We start from the raw sequence: 12159 nt of genomic DNA on the forward strand, positions 1-12159 counted from the left end.
CAGTGATTGCTGGCAGAGTCGTGTCACGTACCGCGGGGAGGCGGCAGCATGGCCCAGCACGAGCACGTACGAGTGGCGGTGATCGGATCCGGATTCGGGGGCCTCGGGGCCGCGGTCCGGCTCCGCCGCGAGGGCATCACCGACTTCCTGGTCCTCGAGCGGGCCGGCTCCGTCGGCGGTACCTGGCGCGACAACAGCTACCCGGGCTGCGCCTGCGACGTACCGTCCCACCTGTACTCCTTCTCCTTCGCGCCGAACCCCGACTGGCCGCGCACCTTCTCCGGGCAGGAGCACATCCGTGCCTACCTGGAGCACGTGGCCGACACCTTCGGACTGCGCCCGCACATCCGGCTCAACCGTGACGTCACGGTCATGCGCTGGGACAACGACGAACTGCACTGGACGATCGAGAGCGCCGACGGCTCCACCGTCACCGCCGACGTCGTCGTCTCCGCCACCGGCCCGCTCTCCGACCCGAAGCTGCCGGACATCCCCGGGCTCGCGGAGTTCCCCGGCAAGGTCTTCCACTCGGCGCGGTGGGACCACGACTACGACCTGAGCGGCAAACGCGTCGCCGTGATCGGCACCGGAGCCTCGGCCATCCAGATCGTCCCGGAGATCCAGCCCAAGGCCGGCCGGCTCACCCTCTTCCAGCGGACACCGCCCTGGGTCATGCCGCGCATGGACCGCGCCATCAGCGCTCCCGAGAAGTGGCTGCACCGCACACTCCCCTTCACGGGCACCGCCCGCCGCGGACTGCTCTGGGGCATCCGGGAGCTGCAGGTGGGCGCCTTCACCAAGCACCCCGACCAGCTGGGTCTCGTCGAGTCGATAGCCAAGGCCAACATGGCCCGCGCGATCAAGGACCCGGCCCTGCGGGCCAAGCTGACCCCGTCGTACCGGATCGGCTGCAAGCGCATCCTGCTCTCCAGCGCCTACTACCCGGCGCTCGCACAGCCGAACGTCGACGTCGTCGCCTCCGGTCTCACCGAGGTCCGGGGCTCCACCGTGGTGGCCGCGGACGGCACGGAGACCGAGGCCGACGTGATCATCCTCGGTACCGGGTTCCACGTGACGGACATGCCGATCGCCGAGCGCGTCATCGGGGCCGACGGCATCACGCTCACCGAAGCCTGGAAGGACGGGATGCAGGCACTGCGCGGCGCGACCGCGGCCGGCTTCCCCAACTGGATGACGATCATCGGCCCGAACACGGGCCTCGGGAACTCCTCCATGATCCTCATGATCGAGTCCCAGCTGAACTACATGGCCGACTACCTCCGCCAGCTGGACGTCCTGGGCGGGCGCGCGGCCCTCGACGCGCGCTCCTCCGCCGTCGGGGCGTGGAACCGCCGGGTCCAGGACCGGATGAAGCGCACCGTCTGGAACACCGGCGGCTGCACCAGTTGGTACCTGGACTCCACGGGCCGCAACACCACGGTCTGGCCGGGCACCACGGCCGAATTCCGCCGGGCGACGCGCTCGGTGGACCTCGGTGAGTACGAGGTCGTCCGCACACCACTCACCCACTCCGCGGCGCACGCCGTGACCGAGGAGGCAGCACGATGAGCCGGACGAGGACGAGGACGAGGACGACGAGGACCCGGGCTGAGGCTCCGCCCGTACCGGTGCGCGAACTGACCGTCGTCTCCGCCGACGGCGCGCGGATCAACGTCGAGCTGCACGGCCCCGACGGCACCCCCGCCGTGGTCCTGGCGCACGGCTGGACGTGCAACACCCGCTTCTGGGACGCGCAGGTGCGCGACCTGTCGGCGGACCACCGCGTCGTCGTCTACGACCAGCGGGGACACGGCCGTACGCCCGAGCCCGGAGCCGGCGGCTACAGCACGCACGCGCTGGCCGACGACCTGGAGGCGGTACTGGGGGCCACGCTCGCCCCCGGGCAGAAGGCGGTACTCGGCGGCCACTCCATGGGCGGGATGACACTGATGGCGGCCGGCGGCCGGCCGGCCGTCCGGGAGCACGGAGCGGCCGTCCTCCTGTGCAGCACCGGGAGCTCGCGGCTGACCGCGGAGTCGCTGGTGCTGCCGATACGGGCCGGAGCGCTCCGCACCCGCATCACCGCGGCGGTGCTCGGTGCACGCGCCCCGCTCGGACCGGTCACCGGCGTATCGAAGGCGATCCTCAAGTACGCCACGATGGGGCGCGGTTCGGCCCCTGAACGCGTGGATGCCTGTGCCAGGATCGTGCATGCGTGTCCGCGTGCGGCGCGGGTCGCCTGGGGCCACGTGCTCGCGGAGCTCGATCTCGAAGCCGGAGTGCGGGAGTTGCTGCTGCCGACCGCCGTGATCGCGGGTGCCGACGACCGGCTGACGCCGCCCGTGCACGCGCGGGCCATCGAGGTGGCCCTGCCGCACAGCCTCGGGCTCACGGTGCTGACGGGCATGGGGCACATGACACCGATGGAGGCGCCCGAGGCGGTCACGGCGAAGCTCCGCGAGCTGGTGGCCACGTACGTCACTGTGGAAGGTGCGGGCAGCACGGCGACAGCCGTGAGCGAGGAGGAGGTCGCATGAGCGGCAGGCGGAGTCTCGAAGGACAGGTCGTCGTCGTCACCGGCGCGGCGCGAGGGGTGGGCGAGCTGCTGGCCCGCAAACTCTCCGCGCGGGGTGCCACGCTGGCGCTGGTCGGCCTGGAGCCGGACGAGCTGAAGAAGGTCTCGGAGCGGCTGCACTCGGAGAGCGGGCACTGGTTCGCGGACGTCACCGACCACGTGGCGATGAGCCAGGTCGCCGCCGAGGTCAAGGAGCGCTTCGGCAAGATCGACGTCGTCGTCGCCAACGCGGGCGTCGCCACCGGCGGGCCGCTCGTCGACTCGGACCCGGAGGCGTGGCGCCGGGTGGTGGAGGTGAACCTCATAGGGGGTGCGGTGACGGCGCGGGCGTTCCTGCCCGTGCTCATGGAGAGCCGCGGATACTTCCTGCAGATAGCGTCGCTGGCCGCGATCACCCCGGCGCCGATGATGAGCGCGTACTGCGCGTCCAAGTCGGGTGTGGAGGCGTTCGCGCACTGCCTGCGCGGCGAGGTCGGTCACCGAGGTGTGAAGGTCGGGGTCGGTTACCTGTCCTGGACCGACACGGACATGGTGCGCGGTGCCGACGAGGACGACGTCATGCGGGAGTTGAGGCAGCGGCTGCCGTGGCCCACGAACCGCACGTATCCGCTGGGACCCGCCGTCGACCGGATCGTCGCCGGGATCGAGCGGCGCTCCGCGCACGTGTACGCCCAGTGGTGGCTGCGCGGCATGCAGTCGGTCCGCGGCTACCTCCCGGCGCTCATAGGGACGGTCGGGCAGCGTGAGATGAAGCGGTTCGGGTCCCGGCTCGACGGTGTGGGCAAGGGGCTCGTCGGGGCCGGCGGAGAGGCCGATCGGCAGGCCCGAGCCCGGCGATGATGATCGAAATGCGATGAATGTCCGGGTGTGTAAGTCTGAGCGAGGCCCCACCGGGGTCAACCCCACGCACCCACATAGGAGTGAACAGCATGGGCATCGCAGACCAGTTCAAGGACAAGGCCCAGGAGCTCGCCGACCAGGCCAAGCAGGCGAAGGCCGGCGGCGGCAAGCGTGACGAGGCGCGCGAGCGCTCGTCCAACGCCCCGGGCCGCGCCGCGGACCAGGCGCAGGGCCGTCGGCCCGGCGCCCGGGACCGGGCGCAGGATGCGGCGGACCAGGCGCGTGAGCGTTCTGAGCGCTGACGGCCGACGCCACTGAGCGTCTGCGGTTGGTTGGGGTGCACCCGGGTGCCGGGTGCACCCCTTCTCGTGCGTACGGGGGGTGTTCGGACGGCCGTGGAACCCCGGGGCGGCCTCCGGGTTCCACGGCCGGGTGGCCGGCCCGCCTCACCTCGGGGGGAGCGGCGGCCGGCGCAGGTCCGGGACGGACCCGTAGGTGGGCGGGGTGGCCGCCGGGTGCGCGGCCAGCAGGTCCAGGGCCACCCTGACCGCGTCGTCCAGCACCGCGTGCCGCCCCTCTGCCCAGTCCAGCGGGGTGCGCAGGGCCTCCAGGTCGGGCTCGACGCCGTAGTTCTCGACGGACCAGCCGTAGGTGTCGAACCAGGCCGCGTTCATGGGCACCGTGATCACCGTGCCGTCGCCGAGCCGGTGGCGTCCGGTCATGCCGACCACGCCGCCCCAGGTGCGCTGACCGACCACCGGCCCCAGCTTCAGCAGGCGGAACGCGGCCGTGATCATGTCCCCGTCGGAGGACGTCGCCTCGTCGGCGAGGGCCACGATCGGGCCCCGGGGGGCGTTGGACGCGTACGACACCGCCTGGGCGTTGCGGGTCAGGTCCCAGCCGAGGATCGTGCGGGTGAGCTTCTCCAGGACCAGCTCGCTGATGTTGCCGCCCGCGTTGCCCCGCACGTCCACGATCAGGGCGGGGCGCGAGACCTCCAGCCGGAGGTCCCGGTTGAACTGGGCCCAGCCCGATCCGCCCAGGTCGGGGATGTGCAGGTATCCGCACTTGCCGTGACTCAGGTCCCGTACGACCTCACGCCGCTTGGCCACCCAGTCCTGGTAGCGCAGGGGTCGTTCGTCGACGAGCGGGACGATCGCGATGCGGCGCGGACGCCCGCCGCACTCGCCGCCCGGCGGGCGGAACGTCAGTTCCACGGTGGTGCCGCCCGCCGCTGTCAGGAGCGGGTACGGGCCGGCGACGGGGTCGACGGGCCTGCCGTCGACATGGGTGAGGACGAAACCCTCCCGGATGCCCGTACCGGCGAGCGGTGAACGCGCCTTGGAGTCGGACGAGTCGCCGGGCAGGATCCGCAGCACGGTCCAGTCGCCGTCCCGGCACCCGAGGTTGGCGCCCAGCAGGCCGATCGCCCGCTGGTAGTGCGGGGGGCCCTCGTTGCGGCGGGCCGGCGAGACATACGCGTGCGAGGTGCCCAGCTCACCCAGGACCTCGCGCAGCAGATCGGCGAACTCGTCGGGGGAGGCCACCCGTTCGAGCAAGGGGCGGTACTGGTCCAGTACGCCGTCCCAGTCGATGCCGCACATGTCCGGTTCCCAGAAGTAGGCCCGGGTGAGCCGCCCCGCCTCGCCGTAGGCCTGCCGCCACTCCGCCCCCGGGTCCACCTCGTGCAGGATGCGGCGCAGGTCGATGAAGACCGTCGAGTCGTTGTCCCCGGGCTCGTTGGACGGCACGGCCCGCAGCTCGCCGTCGTCCATGACGACGAGCCGTGACGCGTCACCGCTGATCGCGAACCAGTCGAGGTGGCCCACGAGTTCGGTCCTGCGGGCCTTGGCGATGTTGAAGTGCTCCAGCGTCGGGCGGCCCGACATGTCGGACGGGTTGGCGAAGGTCTCGCCCAGGGCGCCGGAGATCGGCCATCGCAGCCAGACGAGACCGCCGCCGCTCACGGGCTCCAGCGCCGAGTACTTCGACGCGGCGACGGGGAACGGGGTCACCCGGCTCTCCAGGCCCTCGAACTCCACCGTGACGGTCGGCCCCTCGACCGCGCCCTCGGGGACGTCCACCGGGTCAAGGCCGCCGGCCGCGGGCCGGCCGTCGGGCAGCAGCGCGAAGGGCGAGGGGGTGGCCGACGACAGCGGGACCAGGTAGGGGCGGCAGCCCAGAGGGAAGGAGAGGTCACCGGTGTGGACGTCGTACACCGGGTCGAACCCGCGCCACGAGAGGAAGGCGAGATACCGGCCGTCGCCGGTGAAGACCGGGTTCTCGTCCTCGAAGCGGCCGTTGGTGACGTCCACTATCACCGGAGCTCCGGGGCCGGTGATCCGCGCCAGTTTGATCTGCCGGAGCGAGCGGCCGACGCCGGGGTGCGACCAGGTCAGCCAGTTGCCGTCAGGGGAGAACGCCAGGTCCCGCACCGGCCCGTTGACGGACCGGATGAGTTCGGTGAGGGCGCCCTCGGCTTCCTCGGCCGTCACCGGGGCCGCGACGTCCTCTGCCGCCCCGCTCTCCCCGGCCTGCTCGGCCGTCCCGCCTTCCTCGGGGTCCCCGGCCGTCGCGATCTTCACGGGCCCTTCGGCCAGCCGCAGGCGTGGTCGTTCCTCCGGTTCGGCCGGGTCCATGGAGTCGTCCGCAGTGTCCAGCAGGAGGAGTCTGCCGTCGTTCGAGGCGATGGCCAGCCGCTCGCCCTCCGGGTCCGAGATGAGCTCCAGGACCCTGCCCAGGCGTCCGGCGGCGAGCCGCCGGGGCGGGCGGTCGCCGCTGGCTCTGGGGAGCGAGGCGATCTCGACGGCGTCGTCGCCCTCGGCGTCCGTGACGTAGGCGACCTGGCCGCTGCTGCCGAGCATCTCGGGCAGCCGGGCCCGTACCCCCGGGGTGTCGGTGATGGTGCGGGCCGGGCCGTCGCGGTGGGTGAGCCAGTACAGGCTGCCGCGCACCGAGACCGCGCTCGCCCGGCCCGTCTCGTCCACGGACAGTGCGTCGACGTGGGCGGCCGCGGGCACCTGGTAGGGGCGCCGCCCGGTCCGCGGCCCGCCGAGCCTGACCTCCAGCTTGCGCGGTCTCGCGTCCGGCGACTCCAGGTCGTCGACGAGCCACAGATCACCCGCGCACTGGTAGACGACGCGACGGCCGTCGCTGGAGGCGTGCCGGGCGTAGAAGGCGTCGTGGTCGGTGTGCCGGCGCAGGCCGGTGCCGTCCATCAGGCAGGAGTACAGGTTGCCCACGCCCTCGTGGTCGGAGAGGAACGCGATGCGGCGCCCGACGAACATGGGCGCTTCCAGGTGCCCGCCGATGCCGGGCAGCAGCCGCTCGCCGTGCAGCCACAGCCGGCCCGTCGCGCCGCCCCGGTACCGCTTCCAGGCCGCGGGCTCGTGCGGGGGCTTGCCGGTGAGCAGCAGGGTGCGCCGCTCGCCGTCCACGTCGGCGACCGCGATGTCGGAGACCGGCCCCCAGGGGAGTTTGCCGCCGGGGCTGCCGTCGGTGGGGACGCTGTAGGCCCACGAGAAGTACGAGAACGGCTGGCCGTGCGAGGACACCGCGAGGATCTGGCAGGAATCGTCCCCCGGGTCCGGGCTCCAGCCGCAGACACGGGCGTCGGTCGAACCCCAGTAGGTGAGTCTGCGGGCGGGTCCGCCGCCGACGGGTACGAGATGGATCTCCGGATCGAGCGTGCGCCAGGTCGTGTAGGCGATACGGCCCCCGTCGGGGGAGAAGCGGGGATGGCTGACCCTCGTCCGGTCGACGGTCAGCCGCCACGCCCGGCCGGGTCTCTGCCCCTCCGGGGCCAGAGGGGCGACCCACAGGTCGTCCTCCGCCGCGAAGCAGAGCAAGTCCTCGTGGAGGTGCGGGAAGCGGAGATACGCGGCATCGTCACTCACCCTCCAATGCTTTCCGCGTGAGGGGCCCGCGGCAACTTGTGGTGCAGCACACAAGCGAAACTGTTTCGTTTCGCTAGGAGGGGGGAGTACCTTGAAGGTGTACGAAACAGTTTCGTTCGTCAGATTGATCATCGGCTGACGTACGATCCAGCAGGCACACAAGGGAGGAGGCCGGCACATGGCAGGCAGCAGGCTCACGCCGGAACGCGAGAGCGAGCTGTACACCGCTGTGCTCGACCTGCTCGGCGAGGTCGGCTACGAAGCCCTGACCATGGACGCCATCGCCTCCCGCACCCGTTCCAGCAAGGCCACCCTCTACCGCCAGTGGGGGAGCAAGCCCGAGCTGGTCGTCAAAGCGCTCCGCAACGACAAGCCGGTGCACCTCGCCGATGTGGACACCGGATCGCTGCGCGGCGACTTCCTCGCCGTGATGACGCGCACGGACGACTGCCAGATGGAGAAGAACTCCGCACTGCTGCGGGGTCTGAGCCATGCCATCCACAACAACCCCGATCTGTTCCAGGCGCTGCGGGAACTGCTGATCGAGCCGGAGATGACCGGCCTCGGGACGCTGCTCCAGCGAGCCGTGGACAGAGGGGAAGTGCGTGCGGACAATCCGGCGCTTCCCTACGTGCCCCACATGATGATCGGCGCGCTCGCTGCTCGGGAGCTGGTCGACCACCAGCCCGTCGACCAGGCGTTCCTTACCGATTACGTCGAATCCGTGGTGTTCCCCGCCCTCGGCGTCTGACGTCCCCGCTCCTCCCGTACGGCCCTCTCCCCGACCGCCCCACCTGACACGCCGCTCTCGTCGTCGGGCTGGTTCCTCACGCCCTTTTCCACTCAACGACCCGACCGGGAGTACACCCTCCGTGGCCACATACCTTTACAAACTGGGACGGCTCGCCTTCCGGCGACGCCGCTACGTCGCACTGGTCTGGGTGGCGCTGCTGGCGCTGGCCGGTTTCGGTGCCGCCTCCGCGTCGACCGCCACCTCCAGCTCCTTCTCGATCCCCGGCACGGAGGCCCAGCGGGCCTTCGACCTGTTGGAGAAACGTTTCCCCGGCGGTAGTGCCGACGGTGCGACAGCCCGCGTCGTCTTCAAGGCCCCCGAGGGCGAGAAGGTGACCGCGTCGGCCAACAAGGCCGAGATCAAGGACATCGTCGGCGAGCTGAAGTCCGGTTCGGACCAGATCGCCTCGGTCGCCGACCCCTTCGCGGCCAAGGCCGTGAGCCAGGACGGTTCCACCGCCTACATCTCCGTGTCCTACAAGGTCAGCTCGATGGAGCTGACCGACGGGACCCGGGACGCGCTCGAGGACGCGGGCGAGGCCGCGCAGCACAGCGGAATGACCGTGGAGATCGGCGGTGACGCCCTCCAGGTGATGCCGGAGACCGGCGCCACCGAGATCATCGGCGTCGCCATCGCCGCGGTGGTGCTGGTGATCACCTTCGGGTCGCTGATCGCCGCCGGGCTGCCGCTGCTCACCGCGCTCATCGGCGTGGGGATCGGCGTCTCGCTGATCACCGCCCTGGCCAACCTGCTCGACCTGGGCTCCACCACCTCCACGCTCGCCATGATGATCGGCCTCGCGGTCGGCATCGACTACGCGCTCTTCATCGTCTCCCGCTACCGCGCCGAACTGGCCGAGGGGCGGGAGCGGGAGGAGGCCGCCGGGCGGGCCGTGGGCACGGCGGGTTCCGCTGTGGTCTTCGCCGGTCTGACGGTCGTCATCGCGCTGGTCGGCCTGGCCGTCGTCAACATCCCGATGCTGTCGAAGATGGGCTTCGCCGCAGCCGGCACCGTGGCCATCGCCGTACTCATCGCCCTGACGCTCGTCCCGGCGCTGCTGGGCTTCGCGGGCAAGCGGGTCATGGGACGCAGGGCGCGCAAGGCCGCCGAGGCGGAGAACAGGCCCGAGGCCAAGCCCAACATGGGCACCCGCTGGGCGCGGTTCGTGCTGCGCCGGCCGGTGTGGGTGCTGCTGGTCGGCGTCATCGGCCTCGGTGCCGTCGCCGTACCGGCCACCTCGCTGGAGATGGGCCTGCCGGACGACGGTTCGCAGCCGAAGAGCACCACGCAGCGCCAGGCGTACGACATGCTGTCCGACGGCTTCGGCCCGGGCTTCAACGGTCCGCTGCTGGTCGTCGTGGACACGAAGGGCGCCTCGGACGGCAGGACCGCCGTCGACCGGGTCTCCCAGGAGATCGAAGGAATCGGTCACGTCGCCGCCGTCACTCCGGCCACCTTCAACAAGGCCGGTGACGCCGCGACCATCACGGTCATCCCGAAGGACCGGCCGAGTTCCACCGAGACCGAGGACCTCGTCCACGCCATCCGTGACGCGGGCGGTGAGATCAAGGACGACACGGGTGCCGAGGTACTGGTCACCGGAGCCACGGCGATGAACATCGACTTCTCCGAGAAGATGAACGCCGCCCTGCTGCCCTACCTGGCGCTCGTCGTCGGACTGGCCTTCCTGCTCCTCATGGTGGTCTTCCGCTCGCTGCTGGTTCCGCTGAAGGCGGCTCTGGGCTTCCTGCTCTCGGTCGTGGCGGCGCTGGGAGCGGTCGTCGCGGTCTTCCAGTGGGGCTGGTTGGGCTCTCTCCTCGGTGTCGAGCAGACCGGTCCGATCATGAGCATGATGCCGATCTTCATGGTCGGCGTGGTCTTCGGTCTCGCGATGGACTACGAGGTCTTCCTGGTCACGCGCATGCGTGAGGCGTACGTCCACGGCGAGTCGCCCGGCCAGGCGATCGTGACGGGCTTCCGTCACGGGGCCCGGGTCGTCACCGCCGCAGCGGTGATCATGATGGCGGTCTTCGCCGGTTTCATCGGCTCCAGCGAGTCGATGATCAAGATGATCGGTTTCTCGCTCGCCATCGCCGTCTTCTTCGACGCCTTCGTGGTCCGCATGGCCATCGTGCCCGCGGTGCTCGCCCTGCTCGGCAGGCGCGCGTGGTGGCTGCCGCGCTGGCTGGACCGGATCCTGCCCAACGTCGACGTGGAGGGTGAGGGCCTGCGCAAGGACCTCACCGGCGGCCCGTCCGAGGGCGGCGGGGAGCGGGAGCTGGTCCGCGTCTGACGAGTGGACCGGCCTGACGGACCCCGGGGTCCGTGTCCGAGCGGAACGCGGCCCCGGTGCGCCGGTTACCTGTGGGGACGGGGGACCGGAGCGACAGAGAGCCCCCGTGCACGCGGCACGGGGGGCTCTCTGCCGTGAGCGGACATGTTCAGGCGCGGGCGCGGGTGGCGGACGGAGCGGCCGCCGGCTTGCGCGTCCCGGTGCGGGTGCGGGTCCGGGCAAGGAAGCGGATCAGCGGGGCGTTGTCGAGCTGGAAGACGGCGACGCCGTCGGCCGAGTGCAGCTCCAGGACCAGCTGGGCCCGGCCGCACGGCCAGATGCGGATGTCCCCGCGGGTGACGGGGGAGCGCAGCCCGCGCTCCAGGAGGTCGATGCCGAAGGTCCAGTCGACTCCGCCGGGGAGGCGCACCTGGACGGTCTTCGGTTCCTCGGAGTCGTACCGCAGCTCGACCGGGACGAGCCGGGGGTCGGGGCCGTCGGTGATGAGCCGGGCACGTATGTGTTGTTGGATCACGAGGGACATGGGCCGGCTCCTCCTGTGTGAAGATCTCTCCCCCCAATGTCCCATATTTTCCCATTTGGGCATGTTGAGGGGGTGGATTAGTTGTCACCTCTGCGCTCTTGCGAAGTCTTCGCAACAGGGCCCTATCATTGAGCGGTTCCCGACCCCGCCCGATGTCACGCCCGAAGCGGAGCCACTCCATGCATGTACCCGACGGATTCATCAACGCACCCGTCTCCGCCGTCGCAGGCATCGTCGCCGCGGGTGCGGTCGCCGTCAGTCTCCGCGGCGCCCGCCGTGAACTCGGGGGGGAACGCACGGCCCCGCTGGCCGGACTCGTCGCCGCGTTCATCTTCGCCGTGCAGATGCTGAACTTCCCGGTGGCCGCCGGTACCAGCGGGCACCTCCTGGGCGGAGCGCTCGCCGCGATCCTGGTCGGCCCCTACACAGGAGTGCTCTGCATCGCGGTCGTCCTGCTCATGCAGGGCGTGCTCTTCGCCGACGGCGGACTCACCGCGCTCGGCGTGAACATCACGGTGATGGGTGTCGTCACCACCGTCGTCGCCTACGCGCTGTTCCGGGGGCTGACCCGCGCGCTTCCCCGCACCCGGCGCTCGACGACCACCGCCTCCTTCGTCGCCGCGCTGGTCTCGGTGCCCGCCGCAGCCGCCGTCTTCACACTGATCTACGCGATCGGCGGCACCACCGACGTGCCCGTGGGCAAGGTCCTGACGGCGATGGTCGGCGTCCACGTCCTGATCGGCATCGGCGAGGCGGTGATCACCGCGCTGACCGTCGGCGCCGTGCTCGCGGTCCGCCCCGACCTGGTGCACGGGGCCCGCGGCCTCGCCGCCCCGCTCAAGCTCCGGGTCGGCGGCGAACTCGTCGACGCCCCGGCCGCCGCGCCCGCGCCCACCCCCGTCGCCGCCCGGTCGACGCGCAAGGTCTGGGCCACCGGGCTGGTCGCCGCGCTCCTCCTCGCCGGCTTCGTCTCCTTCTACGCGTCCGCCAGCCCCGACGGCCTGGAGAAGGTCGCCGCCGACAAGGGCATCGACCGGAAGGTCCAGGAGCACGACGCCGCCGGCTCCCCGCTCGCCGACTACGGCGTCAAGGACATCGGCAACGCCCGGATCTCCGGAGGCCTCGCCGGAGTGATCGGCGTGGGCGTCACCGTCGCCGTCGGCAGCGGCGTGTTCTGGGCGGTGCGCCGCAGCCGTACACCCGACGCACCCGTGCCCCGCACCGCCGAGTCGGTCTGAC

Annotated in this window: 9 protein-coding genes; 7 read left to right on the top strand and 2 right to left on the bottom strand. The window is 71.3% G+C overall.

The genetic code is table 11. The features are described 5' to 3' along the window. The first annotated feature begins 48 nt into the window (after positions 1–48). The 4 genes from OG206_RS19130 to OG206_RS19145 all read left to right on the top strand — a co-directional run bounded on the left by OG206_RS19130 (position 49) and on the right by OG206_RS19145 (position 3717). Positions 49–1569, top strand: coding sequence for a flavin-containing monooxygenase (locus tag OG206_RS19130; protein ID WP_327117657.1), 1521 nt, complete (start codon positions 49–51; stop codon positions 1567–1569). Beyond that, positions 1566–2537 (top strand): alpha/beta fold hydrolase, encoded by a 972-nt coding sequence (locus OG206_RS19135; protein WP_327117659.1) that lies wholly within the window; start codon positions 1566–1568, stop codon positions 2535–2537. The genes OG206_RS19130 and OG206_RS19135 overlap by 4 nt, the downstream gene beginning before the upstream one ends. Beyond that, on the top strand, positions 2534–3415 hold the full coding sequence (locus OG206_RS19140) for an SDR family oxidoreductase (protein WP_327117661.1): 882 nt from the start codon (positions 2534–2536) through the stop codon (positions 3413–3415). The genes OG206_RS19135 and OG206_RS19140 overlap by 4 nt, the downstream gene beginning before the upstream one ends. A gap of 89 nt (positions 3416–3504) precedes the next feature. After that, a complete protein-coding gene (locus OG206_RS19145; RefSeq protein WP_327117663.1) occupies positions 3505–3717 on the top strand; it encodes a hypothetical protein in 213 nt (70 codons plus the stop codon). A gap of 144 nt (positions 3718–3861) precedes the next feature. Here OG206_RS19145 and OG206_RS19150 read toward each other — a convergent pair whose 3' ends face one another. Then, a complete protein-coding gene (locus OG206_RS19150; RefSeq protein WP_327117664.1) occupies positions 3862–7311 on the bottom strand; it encodes a S41 family peptidase in 3450 nt (1149 codons plus the stop codon). 178 nt (positions 7312–7489) lie between these two features. On the opposite strand from OG206_RS19150, the gene OG206_RS19155 reads away from it, so the two are divergent. Then, complete coding sequence (locus tag OG206_RS19155; protein WP_327117666.1) at positions 7490–8062, top strand: TetR/AcrR family transcriptional regulator; 573 nt, start codon at positions 7490–7492, stop codon at positions 8060–8062. Between the two features lie 121 nt (positions 8063–8183). Continuing rightward, positions 8184–10397 (top strand): MMPL family transporter, encoded by a 2214-nt coding sequence (locus OG206_RS19160; RefSeq protein ID WP_327117668.1) that lies wholly within the window; start codon positions 8184–8186, stop codon positions 10395–10397. Positions 10398–10545: 148 nt separating this feature from the next. On the opposite strand, the gene OG206_RS19165 is transcribed toward OG206_RS19160, so the two are convergent. Beyond that, the gene (locus OG206_RS19165) at positions 10546–10920 is read right to left on the bottom strand and encodes an SsgA family sporulation/cell division regulator (protein ID WP_327117670.1); all 375 of its coding nucleotides are present in this window, start codon (positions 10918–10920) and stop codon (positions 10546–10548) included. Between the two features lie 179 nt (positions 10921–11099). On the opposite strand from OG206_RS19165, the gene OG206_RS19170 reads away from it, so the two are divergent. Continuing rightward, entirely contained in the window at positions 11100–12158 is a 1059-nt protein-coding gene (locus OG206_RS19170) for an energy-coupling factor ABC transporter permease (RefSeq protein WP_327117672.1), read from the top strand. The last annotated feature ends 1 nt before the right edge of the window (position 12159 follow it).

This window comes from Streptomyces sp. NBC_01341 (assembly GCF_035946055.1).
Classification (GTDB): Bacteria; Actinomycetota; Actinomycetes; order Streptomycetales; family Streptomycetaceae; genus Streptomyces.